At 32.7% G+C, this 26,003-nt stretch carries 22 protein-coding genes and 1 tRNA gene; 11 read left to right on the top strand and 12 right to left on the bottom strand.

The features are described from left to right. Window positions 1-136 precede the first annotated feature (136 nt). The 6 genes from G6042_RS09855 to G6042_RS09830 all read left to right on the top strand — a co-directional run bounded on the left by G6042_RS09855 (window position 137) and on the right by G6042_RS09830 (window position 3,801). Entirely contained in the window at window positions 137-1,117 is a 981-nt protein-coding gene (locus G6042_RS09855) for a peptidoglycan DD-metalloendopeptidase family protein (protein ID WP_169524265.1), read from the top strand. A gap of 49 nt (window positions 1,118-1,166) precedes the next feature. Continuing rightward, window positions 1,167-1,499 (top strand): MerR family transcriptional regulator, encoded by a 333-nt coding sequence (locus tag G6042_RS09850; RefSeq protein ID WP_169524264.1) that lies wholly within the window; start codon window positions 1,167-1,169, stop codon window positions 1,497-1,499. A 49-nt stretch (window positions 1,500-1,548) separates the two neighbouring features. Beyond that, window positions 1,549-2,130 (top strand): LemA family protein, encoded by a 582-nt coding sequence (locus G6042_RS09845; protein WP_169524263.1) that lies wholly within the window; start codon window positions 1,549-1,551, stop codon window positions 2,128-2,130. A 9-nt stretch (window positions 2,131-2,139) separates the two neighbouring features. Beyond that, window positions 2,140-2,583 carry a TPM domain-containing protein gene (locus G6042_RS09840; protein ID WP_169524262.1) on the top strand — a complete coding sequence of 148 codons (444 nt, stop codon included), beginning with the start codon at window positions 2,140-2,142 and terminating at the stop codon, window positions 2,581-2,583. Beyond that, on the top strand, window positions 2,580-3,404 hold the full coding sequence (locus G6042_RS09835; protein WP_169524261.1) for a TPM domain-containing protein: 825 nt from the start codon (window positions 2,580-2,582) through the stop codon (window positions 3,402-3,404). The genes G6042_RS09840 and G6042_RS09835 overlap by 4 nt, the downstream gene beginning before the upstream one ends. Window positions 3,405-3,498: 94 nt before the next feature. Next, window positions 3,499-3,801 carry a heavy metal-binding domain-containing protein gene (locus tag G6042_RS09830; protein ID WP_169524260.1) on the top strand — a complete coding sequence of 101 codons (303 nt, stop codon included), beginning with the start codon at window positions 3,499-3,501 and terminating at the stop codon, window positions 3,799-3,801. Between the two features lie 114 nt (window positions 3,802-3,915). On the opposite strand, the gene G6042_RS09825 is transcribed toward G6042_RS09830, so the two are convergent. Beyond that, entirely contained in the window at window positions 3,916-6,693 is a 2,778-nt protein-coding gene (locus tag G6042_RS09825; RefSeq protein ID WP_169524259.1) for an outer membrane beta-barrel protein, read from the bottom strand. 232 nt (window positions 6,694-6,925) lie between these two features. Here G6042_RS09825 and G6042_RS09820 point away from each other — a divergent pair, with 232 nt between their 5' ends. Next, complete coding sequence (locus G6042_RS09820; RefSeq protein ID WP_169524258.1) at window positions 6,926-8,341, top strand: AAA family ATPase; 1,416 nt, start codon at window positions 6,926-6,928, stop codon at window positions 8,339-8,341. A 76-nt stretch (window positions 8,342-8,417) separates the two neighbouring features. Here G6042_RS09820 and der read toward each other — a convergent pair whose 3' ends face one another. Further along, the gene (gene der / locus G6042_RS09815; RefSeq protein WP_169524257.1) at window positions 8,418-9,728 is read right to left on the bottom strand and encodes a ribosome biogenesis GTPase Der; all 1,311 of its coding nucleotides are present in this window, start codon (window positions 9,726-9,728) and stop codon (window positions 8,418-8,420) included. Between the two features lie 99 nt (window positions 9,729-9,827). Here der and G6042_RS09810 point away from each other — a divergent pair, with 99 nt between their 5' ends. Then, entirely contained in the window at window positions 9,828-10,334 is a 507-nt protein-coding gene (locus tag G6042_RS09810; RefSeq protein ID WP_169524256.1) for a hypothetical protein, read from the top strand. Here the strand turns inward: G6042_RS09810 and era are convergent, their stop codons facing one another. From era to G6042_RS09760, 10 genes are all read right to left on the bottom strand, one after another. Next, window positions 10,335-11,219, bottom strand: coding sequence for a GTPase Era (gene era, locus G6042_RS09805; RefSeq protein ID WP_169524255.1), 885 nt, complete (start codon window positions 11,217-11,219; stop codon window positions 10,335-10,337). Between the two features lie 32 nt (window positions 11,220-11,251). Further along, window positions 11,252-11,698 (bottom strand): KTSC domain-containing protein, encoded by a 447-nt coding sequence (locus G6042_RS09800; protein ID WP_169524254.1) that lies wholly within the window; start codon window positions 11,696-11,698, stop codon window positions 11,252-11,254. Window positions 11,699-11,809: 111 nt separating this feature from the next. After that, window positions 11,810-12,064 (bottom strand): GIY-YIG nuclease family protein, encoded by a 255-nt coding sequence (locus tag G6042_RS09795; RefSeq protein WP_169524253.1) that lies wholly within the window; start codon window positions 12,062-12,064, stop codon window positions 11,810-11,812. A gap of 43 nt (window positions 12,065-12,107) precedes the next feature. Continuing rightward, window positions 12,108-12,180: transfer RNA gene (locus G6042_RS09790), tRNA-Met, on the bottom strand. 56 nt (window positions 12,181-12,236) lie between these two features. Further along, a complete protein-coding gene (locus tag G6042_RS09785; protein WP_169524252.1) occupies window positions 12,237-13,193 on the bottom strand; it encodes a glycoside hydrolase family 5 protein in 957 nt (318 codons plus the stop codon). Between the two features lie 7 nt (window positions 13,194-13,200). Beyond that, window positions 13,201-14,433: a glycoside hydrolase family 27 protein gene (locus tag G6042_RS09780; protein ID WP_169524251.1), complete on the bottom strand. Its 1,233-nt coding sequence runs from the start codon at window positions 14,431-14,433 to the stop codon at window positions 13,201-13,203. Window positions 14,434-14,509: 76 nt separating this feature from the next. Then, complete coding sequence (locus G6042_RS09775; RefSeq protein ID WP_169524250.1) at window positions 14,510-15,568, bottom strand: IPT/TIG domain-containing protein; 1,059 nt, start codon at window positions 15,566-15,568, stop codon at window positions 14,510-14,512. A 14-nt stretch (window positions 15,569-15,582) separates the two neighbouring features. Beyond that, the gene (locus tag G6042_RS09770; RefSeq protein WP_169524249.1) at window positions 15,583-17,175 is read right to left on the bottom strand and encodes a RagB/SusD family nutrient uptake outer membrane protein; all 1,593 of its coding nucleotides are present in this window, start codon (window positions 17,173-17,175) and stop codon (window positions 15,583-15,585) included. 12 nt (window positions 17,176-17,187) lie between these two features. Next, on the bottom strand, window positions 17,188-20,316 hold the full coding sequence (locus tag G6042_RS09765) for a SusC/RagA family TonB-linked outer membrane protein (protein ID WP_235933265.1): 3,129 nt from the start codon (window positions 20,314-20,316) through the stop codon (window positions 17,188-17,190). Between the two features lie 297 nt (window positions 20,317-20,613). Then, window positions 20,614-21,492, bottom strand: a complete 879-nt coding sequence (locus tag G6042_RS09760) for an AraC family transcriptional regulator (RefSeq protein WP_169524247.1) — start codon at window positions 21,490-21,492, stop codon at window positions 20,614-20,616. Window positions 21,493-21,703: 211 nt separating this feature from the next. Here G6042_RS09760 and G6042_RS09755 point away from each other — a divergent pair, with 211 nt between their 5' ends. The 3 genes from G6042_RS09755 to G6042_RS09745 are packed head-to-tail and all read left to right on the top strand — an operon-like array spanning window position 21,704 to window position 26,000. Further along, window positions 21,704-22,840, top strand: coding sequence for a glycoside hydrolase family 26 protein (locus tag G6042_RS09755; protein WP_169524246.1), 1,137 nt, complete (start codon window positions 21,704-21,706; stop codon window positions 22,838-22,840). Window positions 22,841-22,868: 28 nt separating this feature from the next. Continuing rightward, entirely contained in the window at window positions 22,869-24,794 is a 1,926-nt protein-coding gene (locus G6042_RS09750) for a sodium:solute symporter family protein (protein ID WP_169524245.1), read from the top strand. An 18-nt stretch (window positions 24,795-24,812) separates the two neighbouring features. Next, window positions 24,813-26,000: a glycoside hydrolase family 130 protein gene (locus tag G6042_RS09745; RefSeq protein WP_169524244.1), complete on the top strand. Its 1,188-nt coding sequence runs from the start codon at window positions 24,813-24,815 to the stop codon at window positions 25,998-26,000. Window positions 26,001-26,003 lie beyond the last annotated feature (3 nt).

Raw genomic sequence — 26,003 nt, 5'->3', positions numbered from 1 at the left:
CAGGAAAATGGTTTACTGAAAAAGCCCAAAAGTTTCGCTGTTAAAAATAAATTTAGCTTATGACTGAAACATTTGTTAAATTTGTTCGTATAACCATTGTTTTAAAAACCAGCACAAAAATAGTATAAAATAAAAGATGGCGAAAAAAGTAAAGTATTATTTCGATACCGAAAGTTTAGCTTACCGAAAAATTAAACCAAAAAAGACCAAGCAGTTGGGTTATATTGGTTTGTTTTTGTTGTCATCGGCGTTGTTTGGATTTTTGTGTTTTGTGGTTTTGTTAAATACGCCTTATTTTGAAACGCCAAAAGACCGATTACAAGCTAGGGAAATTGAAACGATGAAGCTTCGTTATGCTATTTTGAATAAAAAAATGGAGCAAATCGACGAAGTTTTGGAAGATATTGAAGAGCGCGACAACAATATTTATCGAGCTTATTTTAATACTTCTGCTATTCCGACTGAGCAACGAAAAGCGGGTTTTGGTGGTGTAAATCGCTACAAAGAATTGGAAGGTTTCAACAATTCGGATTTGGTGATTAACACGTCAAAAAAAGTAGATATTATCTCGAAACAATTGGCAATTCAGTCAAAATCGTTGGACGAAATTTTAGCTTTAGCAAAACAAAAAAACAAGTTATTAGCCGCAATTCCAGCTATTCAACCTGTAAAAAATGAGCAGATGAAACGCATGGCTTCGGGTTATGGTTATCGAAGTGATCCGTTTACTAAAGCAAGAAAAATGCACCAAGGAATGGATTTTACTGCGCCAACTGGAACACCAATTTTTGCGACTGGCGATGGCGTTGTTAGACGTGCTGATAACACGGCTTCGGGTTATGGAAATCACATTGTTATTCAACATGGATATGGTTATGAAACGCTATATGGTCATTTGAGCAAATACAAAGTAAAAGCCGGACAACGGGTTAAACGTGGTGATGTTATTGGATATGTTGGCAGTACTGGACGAAGTGAAGCACCGCATTTGCACTATGAAGTTCATAAAGACGGTAAACCGGTTAACCCGATTAATTTTTATTATGGAACGATTTCGGCAGCAGAATACTCGATTATTTCTAAATTAGCTAATCAGGAAAATCAGTCGTTGGATTAACCATTTCGGGTTACGAGTTGCGGGTTACAAGTTTAAAAAAATAAATACTATGCAAATAGAATTACAAGAAGGAAAAAGATATTACAGCATTGGTGAAGTTGCCAAAGCATTTGATGTAAATGCATCGTTAATTCGTTTTTGGGATAAAGAATTCGATATTCTAAAACCAAAGAAAAATGCTAAAGGTAACCGAATGTTCACTCCCGAAGACGTAAAAAATCTACAACTGATTTTTCATTTGGTAAAAGAACGCGGATTTACATTGGAAGGTGCGAAAACGCATTTAAAAGAAGGCCAGCAAAAAACACTTGATAAATTTGAGATTATCAATAAACTCGAAGCGGTAAAAGCACAACTGACTGCTATAAAAAATCAGTTGTAACATTTTAAAAAAATTAAAAACTAATAATAAACTTAAAAAAATAAAACTTATGAGAAAATTTTTGCCTTGGATAATTGGAATAGGTGCAGTTGTTATACTTGCAATGTGGTACTTTGGAATACAAAACACTGCCTTAAGATACAATCAAGCTACTGAAAAAGAATGGGGAAATGTAAACACAGCTTACCAAAGAAGAAATGATTTAATTGGTAACTTAGTAAATACCGTAAAAGGTGCTGCCGACTTTGAAAAAGGAACTTTGACTGCTGTAATTGAAGCAAGAGCTAAGGCTACATCAATCAATATTGATCCAACAAATATTACTCCTGAACAATTAGCAGCTTACAATCAAGCTCAAAGTGGTGTTTCTTCAGCATTATCAAGATTATTGGTTACTGTTGAACAATATCCAGATTTAAAAGCAAATCAAAATTTCTTAAAATTACAAGACGAATTAGCTAGTACTGAAAATCAGATATTAACTGCAAGAACTCGTTTTAATGAATCAGTAGAAGCTTATAATGGCTATGTATTAAGTCAACCTAGAAATCTTTTCTTAGGCAAATACAAAGAAAAAGCTTATTTCAAAGCAGTTGAAGGTGCTGAAAAACCAGTAGAAGTAAAATTCTAATTTAAGACAATGTCAAAAGTAGAAGATTTTTTAACCCAAGAAGAAGAGCAAGAAATTGTTGAAGCTATTCGCGTGGCCGAAAAAAATACTTCGGGTGAAATTAGAGTGCATTTAGAAAAAAAGACTTCCATTGATGCGTTTGAGCGTGCGATGGAAGTTTTCCATTTATTGAAAATGGACGAAACCGAACTCAAAAATGGCGTTTTAATTTATCTAGCAGTAAAAGATAAAACCTTTGTGATTTGTGGAGACAAAGGCATCAATGATGTTGTTCCAAATGATTTTTGGGATTGCACTCGAGACATTATGGTAAAAAACTTCAAAGAAGGAAATTATAAGGAAGGTTTGGTTGAAGGAATTCAAAGAGCTGGCGAACAGTTACAAAAATATTTTCCTTATCAAGAAGGCGATAAAAACGAATTGTCAAACGAAATATCCAAAGACGAATTATGAGAATTACGAATTACGAATTAGGAATTAGGAATTCTAAAATTTTCAGAACAACGTTTTTGTTTTTTTTACTATTTACTTCGCTTTCTGTTTTTTCACAATTTACTATTCCTGAAAAACCTTCCTTTCAAACTTCAGTTTATGATTACGCTAAAGTTTTAAGTCCAAATGAAAAAATTCAATTGGAAGAAAAACTCATTCGCTATTCTGATAGTACAACAACTCAAATTGTAGTTATTACCATTGAAAGTTTAAAAGGCGAAGACATTGGAATACTTACTCCAAAATGGGGACATGCATGGGGAATTGGCGGAAACGAAAAAAATGATAATGGTGTTATTATTCTTTTGGCAAAAGAAGAAAGAAAAATTTGGATTTCGGCTGGATATGGATTAGAAGATAGATTAACAGCAGGAATTGGTGGTGAAATTACCCGAAACATTATCATTCCAGAATTTAAAGCTGGCAGTTTTTATAAAGGTTTAGACAAAGGTACTGATGCCATTTTTGAAGTATTCAAAGGAAAATACAAAGGCACAAGAAAAAAAGACAAACAAGGCGATTTTCCAATCTTTCCAATAATTATTGTGGTCATTATTTTGATTGTCGTTTTATCCAACAACAAACGAAATGGTGGTGGCAATTCAGGAAATCGTGGCGGAGGTTTTGACTTAGCCGATATTATAATTTTAAGTAGTCTTGGACGAAATAGTGGCGGCGGAAGTTTTGGTGGCGGTTTTGGTGGTTCTTCTGGCGGCGGCGGATTTGGCGGCGGATTTGGCGGCGGCGGATTTTCTGGTGGTGGAAGTGGTGGAAGTTGGTAGTTTCTGTGCCAAAAATTTATTATTAAAAGTGAAAACAAACATCTTAACACAAATTGTTTAAAAGAAAAAAACAAAAACTTTGAATATTGACCACATGATTTTAACAACTACAAATTCCGTTGAAGATTATAAAATTTTAGAATATCTAGGCATAGTCACTGGAACAGCTGCCAATATGCAAAAAAACACTATGACATTCAGTATGCAAAAATACTATGATGGAATAAGTGAAAGCATCATTGAAGTAAAAGAAAAAGCATTTATCAATCTAAAAGCCAATGCAGAAAATTTGAATGCAAACGCAATTATTGGAATAAAGGTGGAAATCGATTTTTCTACTGCTGGAATCATTATTGTAACTGCAACAGGAACTGCAGTAAGCATCATTAAAAGATAATTTAGAAATTATTATCGTTTGGAAACATCAATTTACTACATAAAAATTTGTAACAAATTCAACAAGATTTAAAAAAGAAAATCCGGTCTCAAAAAAAGACCGGATTTTTACTTTTTAATCCATAAACATCATATTGTCGTTTTTCTTCTTTCCGGCAAACTTTTCGAGTTTGTAGGTTAGTGAAAACATTACATATCGTCTTAAAACCGTATTCTCTGCATCTACGATTGCCGTTGGCGTAATGGTTCGGGTTGAGTTTAAGTTTTGGTTTAATAAATCATATACTTTTACTTTGGCTAACAATTGATCTTTGAAGAAATTATAGCCTAAACTTACGTTCCATAAGTAGAAATCTTTCTTATAACCATCGGCTATATTTGAATTATACGTATAGCCAAAATCAGAACCTAAAACGAAATGTTTCGGCATATAAGACGTGATTTCCAATTTTGCATTGTGAATGAAATTATCTGCTTTATCAATTACATAGTTTTTAAAATCGGTTTTTGAAAAAGTATAACGATAACTTGGCGCAACGGTAATCATTTCATCAATACTCCAAGTTAAATTGAACCTTGGATTAATATTTAAACCTTTTGATTCAAACAAAACAGCATTAGTCAAACCTTTATTGTAATCATAGTTAAAGCTTACGCCAGCACCAAAACGAAGCGTTCTTTTCTCTTTTTTATACGATTTATTCCAGTTAACACCAAGATAAGAATTATGTGTAACATCAACGTTTTGATAGGTTGTCGTTGATTTGAAATTATCATCATAAACTGTAGAAGAAACCACAGCGTCTTTACTCAAATTAATCCCCGAATAAATATAATATCCTGAACGTGATTGATAGTCATAATCATTAAAACTGAAATACAAATTATGTCTCAATGTTGGCTTTAAATCATCATTTCCAATAAATGTACTCAACGGATTGGATAAATTTTCAACAGGCAAAACTTGATTGGCTTGCGGCATTTGCACTCCAAAATCATAATACGAATAAATCGATTTTGATTTACCCATTCTATGACTGATGTAACCTTTTACTCTTGGAAAAACATACGTTTTATTTCTGTTAGTTTTAATGCCAAGGTAATTAGAATTAGCATCAAAGTTGATAAATTCGGGACCAAAATTAATTCGTCCATTAGTTTTCGATTTATCCAAAATCAATCCGGTTGAAGGAAAATAAGTTGTTGTTTTTGAATTCACTTCATTGGATTGCAAGTCGTTAAAATCATCATAACTATTTGTTCCAGTGTTAAAATCGAATGTATTCAAATCATTTCCAATTTTTCGAAGTGTCAATTCTGAAGTTAAACTCAATCGAAGCGAATCGGTTAATGGTTCGCCATATCGAACTTCAACTTTCATGAAATCGTTTTTATTGTTTTCAAAACGATTTTGATTTCTAATATCATCTGGCGTTGTATCGGCAAAAAGTGTAGCCGATTTTGTATTTACATATTCGTCACGTTTTTGAAATTCTGCTTCAAGATTAACCGACAAACCTCTTTTTTTCTTTTTAAATTGTTTACTAAAACTTGCGTCAAGTCCAAAATTTGAATTATCGTTTTCGTTATAATCATCGTTGGTACTTGAGTTTAATTCGGCTAAACTTTCATCGGTAGTAATTTGATTACGAGACGATTTTCCATATCCTTTACTCGTTTGAAATCTTGGATTAAGATAAATTGTTGCCGTTGAATCTAACGAAATTTCAAAATCTAACGAAATATTATGTCCATCGCTACCATTTTTTGTAATCGAATTGGATTTTGTTAACGTATTTCCTGTTGGAAGAAAATTTATTCTATCGGTTCTGTTGACGTTTTCACTTTCGGCGTTGGTAAAATAGTAACTTCCGCTTTGATCAACTTTCTTAAACCATTTGTCTTGATAATTTATACCTATCATATTAGAACGCGTAATTCCTCGATTTCCACCAAAAGACATGTTGTTTATTCCAAAACTTCCATCGTCATTCCAATAAACCGAACTATTTCTTCCTCCGCCCATATTATCAAAAATTTCATCCATCGAAAACCCAATGGAATTGATATTATTGGAAGAAGCTAATGCACTAATTTTTCTTTCACCTTTAAAATAATTGACCAACATACTGGATTCGTAACGTTTATCCGAACCCAATCCGCCCATAATTTTACCAAAAAAACCTTTGTTCTTGTCTTCTTGAATGGTTAAGTTAATCGTTTTATTCTCTGAACCCGAAGCATCGCCTGAAATTTCTTCCGACTTAGTTTTGGTATCAACTACTTGCACTTTTTCAATGATTTCGGCAGGAAGATTTTGGGTAGCAATTTTTCCATCTTTACCAAAAAATGGTTTTCCGTTAACCAAAATATTGTTTACTTCTTTACCATTAACGGTGATTTTCCCTTCGGGAGTAATTTCAACGCCAGGCAATTGTTTTAGTAACGCTTCGACATTAGCATCTGCACCAACTTTAAATGACGACGCATTAAATTCTAGCGTATCTTTTTTAATTCTGATAGGCGGAATTTCCGATTTTACTACAACTTCGTTTAGCTGATTGGTTGCATCTTTTAATTCGATTGTACCAAAATCTTTATCGGCAGTTAAACCAGTTACATTTTCTACAAAATCTTGATAACTGATAAAAGAAACTTTAAGATTTAGCGCTTTATCACTTTTTTTAACTTTGATAGAAAAATTTCCCATTTTGTTGGTAATAGTATAATCTACAACCGAAGAGTCTTTGACTGAAGTTAAGTAAACCGTTGCCGATTCGATAGGCAATTTAGTGTTTGGATCAACAACTTTTCCTTTAATTATGAAGGTGTTTTGAGAAAAAAGAAAAGAACTATAAAATAGTGCACAGAGTAAATAGAACGTTTTTGGCATAAAAAAAATTAGCGGTTAGGTTAGTATGAAAACTAAATAACGGCTAATTAATTATTTTATTGTGAAAGGTTAAAAATTCTGACGAAAATTTAACAAAAATTTATTTTTCTCTGATGTAAATATCGATTGGAAAACAAAGTAATAGCAAAACTAGACTATGTAAAAAAATATCTTATATCTCGCCAAAACTAACAATTTTAACTATCTTTGGCGGAATATATCTTTATTTCTTATGAATAAAATAGTTGGTAGAAATCATGAAATAAGTTTACTAAAACAAGCATTAAACAGCGATAAATCAGAGCTATTAGCTATTTATGGCAGACGACGTGTTGGCAAAACGTTCCTCATTCGAGAATTTTTTAAAAGTGAAATTATTTTTGAGGTATCTGGCTTATACAATGGAACGATGAAAGACCAACTCAATAATTTTTCAAGAGAAATATCAAAAAAAGCAAAGAAGACTGAAAATAAAAATGCATCCGATTGGTTTGATGCTTTTGCTCTATTAGAAAATTACTTAGACAAGCAAAAATCAACTAAGAAGAAAGTCATTTTCATAGATGAATTCCCATGGATTGCCACCGCAAAATCTAAGTTTTTGACAGCATTTGAAAATTTCTGGAATCGCTATTGTACACAGCGAAGCGATTTAATAGTCGTTATTTGTGGTTCAGCGGCTTCTTATATGATTCAAAAAATTATTCAAAACAAAGGCGGACTTCATAATAGAATCACACAACAAATCAGAATGTTACCATTTAATCTGTATGAAACGGATTTATTTCTTAAAAGTCGTGGAATTCGCTATACCAATTATGATGTTACTCAAATATATATGGCAATTGGTGGCGTTCCACATTATTTAGAAAAAATTCAAAAAGGGTTGAGTGTTGCTCAAAATATTGACAATTTATGCTTTACAAAAGATGGTATTTTACGAAATGAATTTTCTCAATTATTTACTTCACTATTCAATGATTCTGAAAAACATCTTAGCTTAATAAAAATCTTAGCAAAATCTAATAAAGGAATAACCCGAAAAGAATTGCTAGAAAAAAGCAAAATTTCTAGTGGTGGTGATTTCTCTTTAAAATTAAACGAATTAACCGAATCTGGATTTGTAAATGAATATATTTATTATGGTAACAAAAAACAACTAACACTTTATCGTTTATCTGATGAATATTCTAAGTTCTACTTAAAGTTTATTCAAGACAATAAAAATAATGGTATTGGTACTTGGCAACGATTACAGAAAACCCAAAGTTATCTTTCTTGGTCAGGATTTAGTTTTGAAACTATTTGCTTAAAACATATCTATCAAATAAAAAAAGCACTTCGAATTGATGCTATTTTTTCTACAAGCAGTAGTTGGTTCAATCAAAATGCTCAAGTAGATTTACTAATCGATAGAGATGATAATATCATCAATATATGTGAAATAAAATTTTACAGCACGCCTTTTATGATTGATAAAAAGTATTATCAAAACCTAAAAAATAAAATAGCTGAATTGGAAAAAGAAATTGCAACTCGAAAAAACATTTTCTTAACCATGATAACAAGTTTTGGTCTTATAGAAAACGAATACAGTCAAGAATTAGTTCAAAACACTATAGAAATAAAAGACTTATTTCAGGAATAACACATTTATAATTCGCCAAAACACATTAAAAAATGCAGTTTTGGCGAAGTATAAATAGCTGTCAGATAAAATATTTTTATTTTTCTCTGATATAAATATCGATTGGAACTCCAGAAAAATCCCAGTTTTCACGAATTTTATTTTCTAAGAAACGCTTGTATGGTTCTTTTACATATTGAGGTAAATTGGCAAAAAACACAAACTGTGGTGTAGGTGTTGGCAATTGCATACAATATTTAATTTTCACATATTTTCCTTTCAATGCTGGCGGTGGATATGCTTCGATTAATTTCAACATATAATCGTTGAATTTTGAAGTTGGAATACGTTGTTTTCTGTTTTCAAAAACTTTAACTGTTTCTTCCAATGCTTTTAATAAACGTTGTTTTGTTAAAGCAGAAACGAATAAAATTGGCACATCAGTAAATGGTTCTAATTCTCTTCTAATTTTAGCTTCATAATCACGAGTTGACATCGTATCTTTTTCAATCAAGTCCCATTTATTTACCAAAATGATAACTCCTTTTCTGTTTTTTTCTGCCAACCAAAATATACTTTGATCTTGACCTTCAAATCCACGAGTTGCATCGATTAAAAGAATACAAACATCCGAATGCTCGATAGCACGAACGGAACGCATCACAGAATAAAACTCTAAATCTTCTTTTACTTTGGCTTTTCTACGAATTCCGGCTGTATCAACCAAATTAAATTCAAAACCAAAACGATTATACGTAGTATCAATAGAATCTCTTGTTGTTCCAGCAATATCGGTTACAACAAATCGATCTTCGCCAATTAATGCGTTGATAAATGATGATTTTCCTGCATTTGGACGACCAACAACGCAAAATCTTGGCAGCGGATTTTCTTCTTCGGTTGCTTCTGGCAATTCAGGTAAAACTCTAACTAATTCATCGAGTAATTCACCTGTTCCGCTTCCGCTAATACTGGCAATGGTAAAATATTCGCCCAAACCAAGATTATAAAATTCTACAGCGTCTTTTTCACGCATAGCGTTATCTACTTTATTTACAGCAAGTAAAATTGGCTTGGTTACTTTACGAAGTAATTTTGCCACTTCGGCATCCATTGGTGTAATTCCTTCTTCTACATCTACCACAAAAATGATAGCATCGGCTTCATCAATTGCTAATTCTACTTGACGACGAATTTCGCCTTCAAAAATATCGTCTGAACCTTTAATATAACCACCAGTATCGATTACCGAAAATTCTTTTCCGTTCCATTCACTTTTTCCATAATTACGGTCACGAGTTACACCGCTAACCGAGTCAACGATTGCTTCTCTTCTTTTAATTAATCGGTTGAAAAAAGTTGATTTCCCTACATTTGGTCTTCCAACGATGGCTACAATATTGTTCATAATCATTTTAAATATGGTGCAAAGGTACTATTAAAGAGCACAATTTCAATTATTTTATTACTTTTAGTATTCTATTTAAAATCAAAAAGCTCATTTTTTATGGATACTCAGCATGAGATTCGATTGCGTTTACGCTTTTTTAAAGATATTTCGGAAAATATTGAAATCGTCCGACAAAAATTTATTGACTATTCTAAAACAAAGTCGCCTGATTATTTGATTAAAATCAGAGACAATCATGTTCAATTTACCATTAAAGGAGAAAAGCAAAAATATTGGTCACCTCATTTAACATTGGAACTAGAAGAAAAAGAAGGCGATGAAAAAAATACCACTCACATCCGCGGATTGTTTGGTCCAGCGCAAACGATGTGGACCTTTTTTATATTTCTGCATTTTGTTGTTGCAGGTGTTTTTATCATTTTTGGAATGATGGCTTTCTCTAACTTTTCCTTAAATGAACCTTATATCAAAAATATTATCGTAATGTTTTTAATGGTTTTTATTTGGTTTCTACTCTACGTAATCGCTCGACAAATAAGAGAAAAAGGTCATGAGCAAATGAATGAACTTGAAAAGTTATTTCTGGAAATTATTGAAAGTTAACTATTTCTGGTTGTAACCAAATCTACGCAACTGATAAGCATTGCTTCTCCAGTCTTTGTTGACTTTTACATACAATTCGATGTGGATTTGTTTGCCAAAAAACTTTTCTAAATCTTCACGCGATTGCATACCTACTTTTTTCAACGCCGAACCTTTATGTCCAATGATAATTCCTTTTTGAGTATCACGTTCTACCATAATTACGGAGCGAATTCGGATGATTTTTTCGTCTTCCAGAAATTCTTCGGTCTCGATTTCTACAGCATAAGGAATTTCTTTGTCGTAGTTCAAAAGGATTTTTTCACGAATAGTTTCGTTTACAAAAAAACGTTCTGGTTTATCAGTCAACGCATCTTTTGGATAATATGGTGGCGATTGTGGCAGCAATTCCAAAATTCTAGCAAAGACTTCTTTTACATTGAAATTTTCTAAAGCCGAAATTGGGAATATTTCTGCATTTGGCACTTTACTTTTCCACAAATCAATTTGCTCTTCTAATTGTTCCTGATTGGATTTATCGATTTTATTCAAAAGCAATAAAACTGGAATTTTAGAATGGATGATTTTGTTAAAAAAAGCTTCGTCTTTTAGTTCTTTTTCGCCAATTTCAACCATATAAATAAGGACATCAGCATCTTCAAAGGCAGATTTTACAAAATCCATCATTGATTTTTGCATTTCATACGCAGGCTTTATTATTCCTGGTGTATCGGACAAAACAACTTGAAAATCTTCGCCATTTACAATTCCAAGAATTCTATGACGTGTTGTTTGTGCTTTGGAAGTAATAATAGACAATCTTTCACCAACGAATGCATTCATTAGTGTTGATTTCCCGACATTTGGGTTTCCAATTATATTTACAAATCCTGCTTTGTGTGACATCTAATCTGATTTAATTTTGCAAAGGTAATTATTTATTCTTCGGTTGCTTCGGCTGCTTTTCTATAAATAAAGTTACCGTAGATATGTCTTTTTGCAAAACGATTTGGCGATTCGGCATTAATCATTTTGATGTAAACGTTTTTTGGAACACCAATATATTCATAAGAAACACCATTTACATAAGTCACATAAAGGGTTTGCTTTTCTAAGTAAAAGTCAAGAATGTTATAATTGTTGATGGTTTCTTGATATTCTGGAAGGTTTTTTTCTACTGTTTCAGCCGAAATACTCACTAGAAAATGATAAGCAGTAATGATGTTTTTACTGGTTTCTTCTGCGTTTTTTCTTCCCTCTTCGTCATTTACAAATTTATCAGGATGATTGTCTTTCATCGTGTTTCTGTAAATGGTTTTCAACTCTTTCAACGTTACATTTTTATCAACATTTAGTAACTTTCTGTACTCAACAACTCTTTTCATGATTTATTTTTGACTTAAAAAAATAAAAGCCACTCATTTCTGAATGGCTTCTTTTGTAGCGGGAACAGGACTCGAACCTGTGTCCGCCGCGGCGGATTTGAGCCCAAAAATTTATAAATTAGAAACAATTTCTTTTATAAATTCTCTGCCTTTTCCTGTTTTTAAGAGTTTTTCTCTTTTTAAAGCTTCAGTTTTTGACGAGAAAAATTCAAGATGTATTACAACCCAAGGTCTGAATTTAATTGTATAGCCTTTTTTACTCAAAAAATTATGAGACTTAAACCGTTCAATCAAATTGGAGGTAAAACCCACATAGGTTTTCCCATATTCTTTCGAGTATAAAACATATACAACAAACTCATCCATTTCAATATAAATAAAGCCACTCATTTCTGAATGGCTTCTTTAGTAGCGGGAACAGGACTCGAACCTGTGACCTTCGGGTTATGAGCCCGACGAGCTGCCTACTGCTCTATCCCGCGATTTGTGAGTGCAAATATACAACGATTATTGATAACTGCAAGTTATTTTTAAAAAATTATTTTTCTGTGTTATATTTTCTCAAAAACTCTCTAATTTTAAGTCCTGATTCTTTTAAATCTTCGTCTTTCCAGTTTCCTTTTGAACTAGCTGATTTATTTAAAATTGAACATGTTTCATCTTTATCGGAAACTGACCAAGTAATCCAACTTATTTTTCTTTCTTCCATCCAATCAATATATTCTTTCCAAGCTTTTACATTCAATGGTCCATCGCCAGTAGCTTCCATTCCTGCTGACTCGGACACGAAAATTGCCAAACCACTTTTTATAGCTTCGTCGGTTCTATCACGCAACCATTTTTCGTGAGTTGCAGCATAAAAATGAACGGTGTACATTAAATTATCAAATCCTTTAATTGGATTTGCTGCTGGCAAATGAATATCTTGATCCCATCGTGGACAACCAACTAGAATTATGTTTTGCTTATCATTTTTTCTAATTACTTTGATAATTTCCTCTGAATAGGCTTTTACTTCTTCCCAAGTTTCATCATCAGGCTCGTTGAAAATCTCATAAATAACATTTGGACTTCCTGCATATTCTTTTGAAATTTCATCAAAAAATAGTTTTGCTTCCTTCAAATTAATATTGTGACTATGCCAATCGACGATTACATAAATATCATTTTTGATTGCGCCATCAATTATTGCTTTTATCTTTTTCTTAGAAAATTCAGGTTGCTTGATGTAACTGCTATCGCCAAGTTCAATTCCCATTGCAGCTCGAACCACATTGCATTTGAAATCATCTTTTAACCATTTAACCGATTCTTTGTTATAGAATCTTGGCCATAAACTATGCCAACCATAACTCATTCCGCGAAGCATAATTGGTTTGCTGTTTTTGTCCACGAGTTGTGTTCCTTCGACTTTTAGTTGTCCGTGGTTTTTTACGAATTGTGCATTTGACACAATTGAAAATAAAAGAATTAATAAAGATATTTTAGTTTTCATAGAAATATTATTTAGTCAATTTTAAAGTAATTACATCATGGGAAGCTAAATCGGCTATAAATGCTTTTTTTGTTGTTCCAACGTCCTTATTTTTCCACAAATCTTTTAGCTTGTAAACAGTTTTTGATGGATTTAATTCGTGACCAAAATCGATGTCTTTGATTGTATTTTTACTCCAATCAAAATTTACTTTTTTAGCAACATCGCTTCGGTTTAAAAATGTAATTGCCCAATTACCGTCGGATAATGGTTTTACCCAAGTTTCTAATCCGTTTTCATCAGCATATTTAAATCCTTGAATTCCCAATGCGTCTTGATTAACGGCAATCAATTCTTTGTTTATTAAAATCGACAACGTTTCTTTGGACATTTTTCTAAAATCGTTTCCAGCAATTAGAGGCGAAGCCATCATTGCCCACATAGCAAAATGCGATTTATCTTCAGCAAAAGTCATTCCGTTTCCAATTTCCATCATGTCAAAATCGTTCCAATGATCGGGTCCAGAAAATTTACGAATATCTTTTCTCATATCGATAATTTTCATAAAACCCCAAGAAGACCATGTTCCGTGATTGTCTTCGCAATCAAAACACGGACTAATATCGCCTGAAATTCTCCATAAATTTCCAATAGGTTTTCCCCAATTCCAAGGTTGATTATCACCCCATTCGCATAAGCTAAAAACGATTGGCTTTCCAGCTGTTTTCAAAGCATTACTCATGGTTGTATAGGCTTCTTTTGCATTAATTCCTTCAGTGTTACACCAATCATATTTTAGAAAATCAATATTTAAACTAGCATAAAATCGTGCATCTTGGTACTCGTAACCACGCGTTCCTGGATAACCTGCACAAGTTTTTGTTCCAGCGCAATTATACAATCCAAATTTCAATCCTTTTGAATGCACATAATCAACAAGCGCTTTCATTCCTGACGGAAATTTTATTGGATCAGGAACTAAATTTCCGTTTTTATCGCGTTCTCTTGTCATCCATCCATCATCAAGAACAATATAAGTATAACCTGCGTCTTTCATACCAGAAGCAACCATAATATCGGCTGTTTCTTTTACTAATTTTTCGTCAATATGAGTTTCAAAAGTATTCCAAGAATTCCAACCCATTGGCGGTGTATTTGCCAATCCTTCAAATTTTCCTGTTTCTTGTTTGTGTGTATTTCCTTGACTAAATGCAATTAGCGAAAAGGAAAACATTAGCAGTGTTGTTGTGATTTTTTTCATAAAAAAATGGAAAAAAGAAACCCTGATTTTATTCTCAGGGTTTCTGCAAAACATTATAACCAAAACTCAATTTATTTTAATCTACTGTATAACTGTAATTATCTATATATATGGTATTTGCAATACCATCACCCGCACTATTTTTAGAAAAATTTTGGAAAGTACATAAATTTTGTAATGCTGCTGGATTCCCCAGCTGTGCCCAAGTAAGTTTAACTTCCTTCCATTCAGTTGTTGTATTAATCAAGTGAGTTTCGTCCCAAACTCCATTAAAACAAAATTTCATAGTTCCAGGCACTTCAGTTCTTATTGCAAATTTAATCCCCGTATATCCTGATAATTGATCTACCCATGTCCAATTTCCTTGAATATTATCCCATGCTCCCATTGCTTTTTTAATAAAGGTTGTTCCTTGGAAAGCTTTTGAGTAATCCGACACATATTCATGATTATTCCAAGACTCAATATCCCAAGGTAAATAAAAAGCATCGTCAAAAATTGCTGTTCCAATAGCCGTTTTCCATTCTCCTAAACCAGAAATTGTTTCTACTGTTACATATTTTCCTTGTGAACCTGATGGAAGAGTTACCACGATTTCAGTCAAAGAATTTGATACGACTTCTGCTTGAACATCTCCAACTTTTACAATTGGATCCAAAAAGAAATTCCCATAGATTGTAATTTGACCTCCATCGGCAGCATTTATTGGATGAAAGCTATGAAATATTGGAGCTGGTGGAGCAACAACAAAGTCATATTCTGCAGTACCAAAATCAGTAACTACTTTTAGCTTATTACTTGCATCTGCATAAGGTGTATTAATATCAATAGTTACAAAAATAGCAGTATCAGTAACAAGATTTGGATTAAAAGCAGCTTCAAAATCATTAAAATAAATCTTTTTCACAGTCTTTAAACCAGAACCTTGAATAATATACATATTGTTAGCATAGCCAACATTAACAGACTCCAATTGAGATGGAACACCATCTTCATCTAAAGTTGGACTTACTTTCTCAATAACAGGTGGAGTATTTGCTCCGCTACCTGTATCTTCATTGCTACATGAAAATGTAAACAAAGACAATGCGATCAATAATGACCAAACAATTTTGTTTAATTCAATTCTTTTCATAATCAATATTTTTTTTAGTTAAAAACATAAGGTACAGGTGGATCTAAAAGTTTTGGATTTTTAGCCACATCATTCGATGGATAAGGCAAAATAAAATCTGCTTCTTCTGGAGTGAAATAGGCAGGATTATTTTGATCTCCTCTATTTTGAGCTGACATAATAGCTATAGCTTGTGAACGAGGAATTCTACCAAGATCATACCAATAATCACCTTCAAAAGCTAACTCTTTTCTTCTCTCAGTAAAAATATCGTTAAAAGTAATTGAAGACAAACTTGACAATCCAGCGCGATTACGCACAGCATTGAACGAATTGAGTGCTGCTGGATCAGAAGTGCTTGCTCCACCAGCTAAAACCGCCTCAGCATGAATTAACAATAATTCTGAATAACGCATAATGTAAGTACAATTTTCCATCATTGCCCATGCATCAGCCTTTCCTGTAACATCTCCATTAACAACTCCTATACAGTATTTCTTGATTGCAGCTCCAGCATTTTGACCACCAATTTGATCTGCTGGTGGCACAACTAATGGTCCAAAATTGGATCCATTTTTCGCTAAAATTTCTGGATATGTAGTTCCAGGAAACATTATAGTTTCTCTTCTTCTTAAATCATTAGAATCGTATAAACCTAAAATATCTTGCGAAGGAGAAAACACGCCACCATAAGAAGCGTTTGATGTAGAAATAGTGCCATTACTAATTCCGAATTGTGTATTACAATTACTTGCATTACCATATACACCGTTTACTTTCCATTGTAATGAAAAAATAGACTCTTCGTTATTATTATTTTGGTAAGTAAACAAGTCTGCAAATGATTTTGATGGCAACTCCGCACCACCCAAAAGTTTAAATTCTCCAGAATTTATTACCTCTTGTGCTAATGTTCTTGCTTCCTGATAATTTCCATTATATAAATGAACCTTGGCTAACATAGCCTTAGCAGAACCTTTTGAAACTTTTGCATTTTGAGGATAATTCCCACTTCTAGTTTTTTCATATAATCTATTGATTGCCTGTTGATAATCCCTTCTAATCAATTCATAAACATCCTCAACTCTGTTGGTATTGATTAATGGATTTGTTGCATAATCAAGACTGTTTTCGATAATTGGCACTGGTCCCCAAAGTCTAACCAAATAGAAATAAGCCGTAGCTCTCATAAAATAAGCTTCTCCAATAGTATTTTGCAACACTTCTTCATCCACTTGTGGTCCAACTCTATCTTCCAAAAAGTTAATTATTGAATTAGCCTGAGCAACATTTGCCCAAAGTGATCTCCAACCTGCTAAGAGTTCTTGGTCGCTACCTGTAATAGAAAAGTTACGCATAGCACTTACATCAGAAGAAAATGACATCATGTTTCCAGAACCAATTTCTCCTATTGCAAAAAAGAATTTGTTATGAAACTGAAACCATGTTCTATTGTACATTGCATTTGTAGCCGTTGCTACTTGAACATTAGTTTCATAGTAATCGTCAAGCAAAATAGAGTCTTCTGATGGACGATTAGTAAAATCATCCGAACAAGAGAGTAATGCCATGCTTGTAAAAAGCATCAACACCAAGCAATTTTTAATTAATTTAATAGTATTTTTCATTTTGCATTTTTTTTAAAATTCAACGTTCAATCCAAATGAGAAAGTTCTTGGCGAAGGATATCTTCCATTATCTATACCTGATAATAATACATTTTGGTTTAATGAACCTATTTCTGGATCATAACCAGAATATTTTGTAAAGGTGAAAAGATTTTGAGCAGAAGCATAGACCTTAACACGAGACAATTTTGCCTTTGAAATAAGTGAACTTGGTAAACTGTATCCTAAAGTTACATTTTGAATTCTCACATAAGAACCATCTTCTACATAACGATCAGAAATTTCTAAGTTAGTATTACTTAACGCTCCGATTGGTCTTGGAATATTCGTATTTGGATTATCAACTGTCCAGTAATTTAATGCATCTGTTAGTGCATTTTGATATAATTGAGAGTTACTTGTTCCGTTTCTATAAGTTAAATTCATTATGTCATTTCCAACTGAACCTTGTAAAAACACTGATAAGTCAAAGTTTTTATATCTAAAAGTATTGGTAAATCCAAAAGTAAAATCAGGATGAGGATTTCCAATTACAGTTTTATCTCGCTCATCAATAGCTCCATCATTATTAACATCAACATATTTAACATCACCTAAATAAGTTTGCCCAGGAGCAGAACCAAATGTTTGACCGAATTGAGCTGGAGCATTAGTAAATTGATCTACAGAAGTAAATAAGCCATCCGTTTTGTATCCCCAAAACATTCCAATAGGCTGACCAACTAAAGTATTGGTTACAGTAACTGGTAAAAACCCGTTTGTATTTACTTCTTGAGTTAATGGTAAACCATCAACAATTTCATTTACGCGATTTTTGTATTTTGAAATAATTAAGTTTGAAGTCCAGTTGAAGTTACTCGAAGATTTAGTATCAAAATTTAATGACAAATCAAATCCTGTGTTTTGAACCTCACCAATGTTTGAAAATGGAGCACTAATACCTCCTAAAAACGAATCTCCTCCTGTTAGATAGTCTGGCAAAGGAACTTGAAATAAGAAATCTTTAGAAACTTTTTTATATAAGTCTAGAGTCACTCCAAGTTTGCTATTAAATGTTGTAAAATCCAATCCAAAATTGGTTTGATTCATACTTTCCCAAACCAAGTTAGGATTAGCATAATTTGATGGTAAGAAACTATCCGACTGAGCACCTAGGTTTGCAGAATATAAGTTGTTAGGAATTTGTTGGTTTCCTGTTTCTCCATAACCCAATCTAATTTTAATGTTGTCAATGTATTGTTTTGTAGACTCCATGAACTTTTCGTTAGAAAGTTTCCAAGAAACTGTAAACGCAGGAAAATATCCTTTTTGATTATTTGTAGTTGGATCAAATTTTGAAGAAACATCTTGACGAATAGAGGCTGAGAATCCATATCTATTATCAAAATCATAAATTACACGTCCAAAAAGTGAATACAACGCTTGACTTCCTTTGTAACTTTGAGCATTGGTTAAATCTGGATTACCCATGTTTAATGTGTAAATATCATTAGTTTTGAAATCTTGTGCATTTGCAATAATTCCTTCCCAACGTGCTTGATTAGCTTCTTGACCAGCCAAAACCGTAAATTTATGTTTGTTTACAGAAAAATCGTAAGTCAAAACATTACTGATATTGGTTGAATACCAATTTTGTCTTCTTTCTGTCAAATCAGCTGTTAAATTCACTTGAGATCCTCTATCGTATGAAGGGGTAAATTCAGTATTTTCAGAAAACTCTGTGTTAGCAGAAGCATCGACTCTATATCTTAGTCCTTTTAAAATAGTAATTTCAGCAAAAGCATTACCCATAAAATTTTTACGAATTAATTTATTCTTTTTGATTAATGCTTCAGCAACAGGATTGAAATAAGCAACATTTTGCCCCATTGGTGGCGCTGCATAATCTCCATCTAATGTTCTTACAGGAACATCTGGAGCTTGAAGTAAAGTATTTGTAATTAATCCAACATAACTTTGGTTAACTGTAATATCTTCGTTCGAAACACCAGCATTAATACTAGTTCCAACTTTAATCCAATCTTTTACTTTACCATCAACATTTACTTTTGCTGTGTAACGTTTATATCCTGAACCTATTATATTACCTTGTTGATCCAAAAATCCACCAGAAATGTAATAATTAGTTCCGTTAGAATTTCCTGAAAATGAAACATTATGATTTTTAGCGATTGCTGTTTGATATACCTCATCTTGCCAATCTGTACCATTACCTAACAATTCAGGATGAGAAAAATCAGGTCTTAAGGGTTGACCAAAAAGAACAGCCAAATCATTTTGATATTGAGCATATTCTCTTAAATTTAAAACATCTAGACGCTTTGAAATAGTAGTAACTGAGGTAAATCCATCATAAACAATTTTACCATTACCTTTTTTTCCAGATTTGGTTGTTACGATGATAACTCCATTGGCTCCACGAGAACCATAAATTGCAGTAGCCGACGCATCTTTCAAAACATCTATTGACTCAATGTCATTTGGATTTATTAATGATAATGGACTTGCAGCAACATTACCTGTTCCACCTGACGATGAAAAATCATTTCCCGCAATTGGTCTTCCACTAGTAGCTCTTCCTGTAGCATCACCAGACACCGGAACTCCATCAATAATATACAACGGCTCATTAGTACCACTAATTGAAGTTGTTCCTCTCACTCTTACATTTGCAGCTGCACCAGGTTGACCGCTACCATTACTTACAGAAACACCTGCTACTTTTCCTTGTAACATTTGATCAAAAGAAACCTGTTTTAAATCTTTAATATCTTCGGATTTTATGGAAGAAATTGCCGAATTAACATCGCTCTTTTTTTGTGAACCATACCCAATAACAACCACTTCCTTTAAACCTTCAACATTTTCACTCAATTTAACATCTATGGTATTTTTGCCGTTAACTTGAACTTCCTTCGTTGCAAATCCAATAAAACTGAAAACTAAAGTTGCATCACTATTAGCTACAATTTGATATTTACCATCCATATCAGTTACAACAGAATTATTACCACCTTTTACTGCCACTGTAACTGCCGGTAGTGTCAAACCCTTGTCATCGGTTACAGTCCCAGAAATTTTAGATTGCGCCATAGAACTGGCAACAGAGCACAAAAGAATGATAGTGGTTAGCCCTTTCAAACTTTTGGTTTTTCGACAAAAACGAAAAAATAAATCCCTCATAATTTTAGTTTGTTAGTTAAGATTGTTAATACTATAAAAAAGAAACGATAAATTTTTATTATTCATAATTTTATCATTTATTTTTTGATAATAACAAATTTATAATAGATGTTAAGATTTAGTTAATATTATTTTATCAAAAACTACTATTATTTCCTCTAACGATTTCGTAAAAATTTTTAAAAAATTTGACATTTTTATATCACTTAACATATCAACATTTTTTGAACCTAAAAAACAGACATTAAAACTCATTTATAATATTCTTTTTATCCCATAAAATTCGTCTCTATATTGGCTTGGGGTAATCTTTTTTAAGCTTTTAAAAATGCGATTAAAATTTGCAATATTGTTAAATCCGGTTCTGAAAGCAATTTCAGAAATACTCGAATCTTTTTCAACTAACCATCGAGCAGCATAACCAACACGAATATCATTTAGATAGTTTACAAATGTTTTGCCCGTTCGTTTTTTTATAAATCTATTAAAAGACACAGGACTCATCGCTGCTACTTTTGAAACATCGTCCAAAGTTATTTTTTCAGAAAAATTCTTTTGAACATACTCATATACAACCTTCATTTTATCATCATCTTCAAATTTATCATAATCCACAGTATAAGTGGATAAAATCCTCTGATTACGTGAGTTAGCCATATCTTGAAGTATAGAAATTATCTCCAAAAAGTAATCCATTCCATCCAATCGTGAAAGCTTTACAATCCGTTCCGCCAATTCATTTGCTGTTTTTTTTGAGAACAATATACCGTGAATTGACCTATTAAACATATCTTTTATAGAAGCCATAATTCTTCTTGACAATAAAGATTCAGTAAATAAATCGTTGTGAAACTGAATCGTTATCTCATGGATTTTTTTGTTTTTACACTTATTCATTTCCCATCCATGATACAAATTTGGACCAACCAAAACCAATTCTACATCATCAATTTCTTCTATATGATCACCAACAACTCGTTTCACTCCTTTTCCATTTTGAATGAAATTTATTTCATATTCTGGATGGTAATGAATTGGAAAATCAAAGTTATCTTTTACTCTGTCAAAGACCAAAAAACTATCTTCCATGGATAACGGGGTAATTTCTCTGTGAATTTTAGATATATTTTTCATATATTTTATAAATTTTATTGCAATTATAAGATATAAAAATGATAAAATAATATCATACTAAATAAATTATCAAAAGTATATTTGAAGAATATTAAATTTTTAGATTGTATTTTTATGAATTTGCGAATTAATTTAAAACAAAATTCAAGTCTTATCAAAAAAATCAATTTATCAACAAAACTGAATTTACTGAAAATCAACATAAATAATAATGAAAAAACACATTTTATATAGTTTTTGTTTGTTTACCACTTTGGCTTGTCAATCGCAAAAAGCGACTACAGAAACTAAATTTCCATGCGACAAAAACGCGACTACAGAAACCGTAAAGCTGTATCAAAATCTTTTTAAATTACTTGATAAAGGAATCATGTTTGGTCAGCAAGACGTTTTAGCTTATGGCGTAAACTGGAAATATGAAGAAGGAAGAAGCGACATTAAAGACATTACTGGCGATCATCCAGCAGTTTATGGTTGGGATTTAGGTGGAACAGAACACAATTCTCCAAACGATATTGACGGCGTTCCATTTGATAAAATGAAAAGATGGATTGGCGAAATTTATGACCGAAACGGCGTTAATACTATCAGTTGGCACATGGACAATCCGTTTACAGGCAAAAATGCTTGGGATATTACTCCTAATTCTTTTGCGTCGATACTCCCAAAAGGCACAAAACACGATTTGTACAAAAAATGGTTGGACAACTCAATTGTTTTTTTCAATTCAATAAAAGGAAAAGATGGCAAAAAAGTCCCGATACTTTTTAGACCTTTTCACGAGCTTACCGGAAACTGGTTTTGGTGGTGTCAAAACAATGCAACCCCTGAACAATTCAAAGAAGTATGGAAATTTACAGTCAATTATTACCAATCAAAAGGCGTTCACAATTTAATATATATTTACAACACTTCCGATTTTAGTTCAAAAGAAGAATTTATGAAATATTATCCTGGAGATGATTATGTAGATATGATCAGTTTTGATAAATATTTGTATGATAATCCAACAAGAGACAACTCTTTTGTTGAAAAATGTCAATTACAATTTAAAATAATGGACGAAGTAGCCAAAGAACATGGAAAAATTGCTGCTTTTGCTGAAACAGGTTATGAGCAAATTCCTTATGACAAATTTTGGACAAAAACACTAATGGACGCAATTGGAAACTATAAAATTTCATTTGTTCTTGCATGGAGAAATCACGGCTGGCAAGAAAGTGAAAATAAAATGCATTACTACGTTCCGTTTAAAGGTCATCCAAACGAAAAAGATTTTATCGATTTTTACAACTTAGAAAAAACTCTTTTTCAAAAAGACGTTTCTAAACAAAACCTATACAAATAAAAACCAAACTATAATATTTCAAAAATAAATGAGACTTTCAGCCATAGATTTAACCATAATTGCACTCTATTTTATAATGATGATTGTCATTGGTATTGTGATGAAAAACAAAGCCAAGCGCAGCAAAGACAATTACTTAATGGGTGGAAAAAAACTACCTTGGTACATGCTTGGGTTGAGCGATGCTAGCGATATGTTTGACATTTCTGGAACAATGCTTTTAGTCAGTATGGCGTTTCTATATGGTTTTAAAAGCGTATGGATTCCGTGGATGTGGCCAGTTTTTAATCAAGTTTTCCTAATGGTTTTCTTGAGCAAATGGCTTAGACGAAGCAACGCTACAACTGGAGCTGAATGGCTTGGAACCCGATTTGGATTATCAGACAAAGGAGTAAAACAAAGCCATGCTATTGTTGTAATTTTTGCCTTGATGCTTTGCATTGGTTATATGGCTTATGCATTTGTTGGTGTTGGCGAGTTTCTAGAAATTTTTATTCCCTATGAAGTTGTAAAAGATGTAATTCCTTTCCTTGATTACAATCTAGAAAGCTTACCAATAAATTCTCCCGAATATACTTCGGCTTTAATTGAAGCAAAAAATACAACAGCTCAGTTTTACGGTGTCAGCATTTGTATTGTAGCAACTTTCTATAGTATTATTGGCGGAATGCACGGAATTGTCTTGGCTGATTTTATCAAATACATGATTATGATTATCTGTTCATTATTTGTTGGAACCATAGCCATGCAACATCTAGCCGAATCAGGAATTATAATTACAGACAAAATGCCATTAGGTTGGGACAATCCACTATTTGGAAAAGAATTAGGATTAAATTGGGATACCATTTTACCTGAAGCTACCAAAAAACTAGAAAGCGATGGTTACAAATTGTTCTCAGCCATTGTAAGCATGATGTTCTTTTCTGGAGTTCTAAAATCGTTAGCTGGTCCAGCACCAAACTATGATTGTCAAAAAATATTAAGTACAAAATCGCCCGAAGAAGCTAGTAAAATGAGTGGTTTTATCTCTATTATTTTATTACCTATTCGTTATTTCATGGTAATGGGATTGTGTGTTTTAGGAATTTTATTTTTCAAAGATTTAGCACTTTCACATCATACTGACGGAATAAATTTTGAAAGCATTATGCCGGCAGTAATCAATAAATACTTGCCAACAGGTTTAGTAGGATTGGTTTTAGCAGGATTTCTTGGCGCGTTTATGAGTAATTTTTCGGGAACTTTAAATGCTGGTCAAGCTTATATCGTCAATGATATTTATCTAAAATATTTCAACCCAAATGCTGATAGAAAACAAGTAATCAACATGGGATATCTTTCTGGAATTGTGATGGTTATTCTAGGAATTGGTTTAGGTCTTTTGATAAAAGATGTAAACATGATTTTCAATATTATAACCGCTGGTTTGTATGGTGGATTTGTTTGCGCCAACGTTCTAAAATGGTATTGGTGGCGATTTAATGCCAATGGATATTTCTATGGAATGCTGTTTGGAATTATTGCCAGTGCTATTCCGCCAACACTTTCAGTTACAGGAATCACTAATTATTTTGACGGAACTCGAATGCTTTATTTCTTCCCAGTTTTCATAATTATCCAATTAATCGCTTGTATTCTTGGTTCTTATGCTGCACCAGCTACAAACAAAGAAACCTTAATCAAATTCTACAAAGATGTCAGACCTTGGGGATTTTGGAAACCAATTCACGACGAAATTGCACTAACAGAACCAACCATTGAAAAAAATAAAAATTTCAAAACCAATATGCTGAATGTCTTTTTAGGCATTTCAGGACAAATTTTACTGACACTACTTCCAATGTATTTGATCCTTTCAAAATGGACTTCACTTGGAATTGTATTAGCCTTATTCTTTGTAATTGTATTGATTATGAGAAAAACTTGGTGGAAACGATTAACTGATTATTAAATTTTTTTAAACAGAAATATGATTACTGAAAATGTAAAAAAGATTGCCAATTATGATACTCTTTTGCAATCTTATCAAAAGCTAATTCAAACAAAAAACGAACCAAAAGCAGAAAATAACGGCATTTATCAACGTTATCAAAATCCTGTTGTAACCAGCAATCACGTCCCATTACACTGGCGATACGATTTAAATGCAGAAACTAATCCTAATGGTTTGGAACGAATTGGTTTCAATGCTACATTTAATGCAGGCGCAATGAAATGGAACAACAAATACATTCTTTGCCTACGCGTAGAAGGAAACGATAGAAAATCATTTTTTGCTATTGCGGAAAGTCCAAATGGAATTGATAATTTCGAATTTTGGGACAAACCTTGTATTATTCCACAAATTGAAAACAATCCCGATACTAATGTTTATGATATGCGCTTGGTTCAGCATGAAGATGGATGGATTTATGGAATTTTTTGTACCGAAAGAAAAGATCCAAACGCTCCAAAAGGCGACACGAGTTCAGCAATAGCTAATGCTGGAATAGTTAGAACCAAAGATTTAATCCATTTTGAACGTCTTCCTGATTTAATTTCAAACACAGGACAACAACGAAATGTGGTAATTCATCCAGAGTTTGTTAACGGAAAATATGCCGTTTACACACGTCCACAAGATGGTTTTATCGATGTTGGAAATGGAGGCGGAATTGGTTTGGGCTTCATCAAAAACATGGAAAACCCAATAGTTGAAGATGAAAAAATCATCTACGGAAAAACCTATCATACGATTTATGAATTAAAAAACGGTCTTGGTCCAGCGCCAATAAAAACAGCAAAAGGTTGGCTACATCTTGCTCACGGTGTTCGAAATACTGCTGCAGGATTGCGATATACTTTGTATATGTTCATGACTGATTTGGATGATATTTCAAAAGTAACTCACAAACCTGCCGGACATTTCATGGCGCCTGAAAATGATGAACGTGTTGGCGATGTTTCCAATGTTTTGTTCTCAAACGGTTGGATTGCTGATGAAAACGGAACTGTTTTTATTTATTACGCTTCTTCAGACACACGAATGCATGTTGCCGTTTCGTCTGTTGAAAAATTAGTTGATTATGTTTGTAATTCGCCCGAAGATACGTTTACTTCATTTGGTTCTGTTCAAACTATAATTGACTTAATCAACAAAAATAATAGTATAAAATAATCA

It is taken from the genome of Flavobacterium solisilvae, assembly GCF_012911605.1.
Lineage (GTDB): Bacteria > Bacteroidota > Bacteroidia > Flavobacteriales > Flavobacteriaceae > Flavobacterium > Flavobacterium solisilvae.
This window is presented reverse-complemented; position numbering and strand designations above follow the sequence as displayed.

Excerpts from the sequence above, each read along its gene's own strand:
- G6042_RS09855 (WP_169524265.1), top strand. The coding sequence starts at position 137 with ATGGCGAAAAAAGTAAAGTATTATTTCGATACCGAAAGTTTAGCTTAC.
- G6042_RS09850 (WP_169524264.1), top strand. The coding sequence starts at position 1,167 with ATGCAAATAGAATTACAAGAAGGAAAAAGATATTACAGCATTGGTGAA.
- G6042_RS09845 (WP_169524263.1), top strand. The coding sequence starts at position 1,549 with ATGAGAAAATTTTTGCCTTGGATAATTGGAATAGGTGCAGTTGTTATA.
- G6042_RS09840 (WP_169524262.1), top strand. The coding sequence starts at position 2,140 with ATGTCAAAAGTAGAAGATTTTTTAACCCAAGAAGAAGAGCAAGAAATT.
- G6042_RS09835 (WP_169524261.1), top strand. The coding sequence starts at position 2,580 with ATGAGAATTACGAATTACGAATTAGGAATTAGGAATTCTAAAATTTTC.
- G6042_RS09830 (WP_169524260.1), top strand. The coding sequence starts at position 3,499 with ATGATTTTAACAACTACAAATTCCGTTGAAGATTATAAAATTTTAGAA.
- G6042_RS09825 (WP_169524259.1), bottom strand. The coding sequence starts at position 6,693 with ATGCCAAAAACGTTCTATTTACTCTGTGCACTATTTTATAGTTCTTTT.
- G6042_RS09820 (WP_169524258.1), top strand. The coding sequence starts at position 6,926 with ATGAATAAAATAGTTGGTAGAAATCATGAAATAAGTTTACTAAAACAA.
- der (WP_169524257.1), bottom strand. The coding sequence starts at position 9,728 with ATGAACAATATTGTAGCCATCGTTGGAAGACCAAATGTAGGGAAATCA.
- G6042_RS09810 (WP_169524256.1), top strand. The coding sequence starts at position 9,828 with ATGGATACTCAGCATGAGATTCGATTGCGTTTACGCTTTTTTAAAGAT.
- era (WP_169524255.1), bottom strand. The coding sequence starts at position 11,219 with ATGTCACACAAAGCAGGATTTGTAAATATAATTGGAAACCCAAATGTC.
- G6042_RS09800 (WP_169524254.1), bottom strand. The coding sequence starts at position 11,698 with ATGAAAAGAGTTGTTGAGTACAGAAAGTTACTAAATGTTGATAAAAAT.
- G6042_RS09795 (WP_169524253.1), bottom strand. The coding sequence starts at position 12,064 with ATGGATGAGTTTGTTGTATATGTTTTATACTCGAAAGAATATGGGAAA.
- G6042_RS09785 (WP_169524252.1), bottom strand. The coding sequence starts at position 13,193 with ATGAAAACTAAAATATCTTTATTAATTCTTTTATTTTCAATTGTGTCA.
- G6042_RS09780 (WP_169524251.1), bottom strand. The coding sequence starts at position 14,433 with ATGAAAAAAATCACAACAACACTGCTAATGTTTTCCTTTTCGCTAATT.
- G6042_RS09775 (WP_169524250.1), bottom strand. The coding sequence starts at position 15,568 with ATGAAAAGAATTGAATTAAACAAAATTGTTTGGTCATTATTGATCGCA.
- G6042_RS09770 (WP_169524249.1), bottom strand. The coding sequence starts at position 17,175 with ATGAAAAATACTATTAAATTAATTAAAAATTGCTTGGTGTTGATGCTT.
- G6042_RS09760 (WP_169524247.1), bottom strand. The coding sequence starts at position 21,492 with ATGAAAAATATATCTAAAATTCACAGAGAAATTACCCCGTTATCCATG.
- G6042_RS09755 (WP_169524246.1), top strand. The coding sequence starts at position 21,704 with ATGAAAAAACACATTTTATATAGTTTTTGTTTGTTTACCACTTTGGCT.
- G6042_RS09750 (WP_169524245.1), top strand. The coding sequence starts at position 22,869 with ATGAGACTTTCAGCCATAGATTTAACCATAATTGCACTCTATTTTATA.
- G6042_RS09745 (WP_169524244.1), top strand. The coding sequence starts at position 24,813 with ATGATTACTGAAAATGTAAAAAAGATTGCCAATTATGATACTCTTTTG.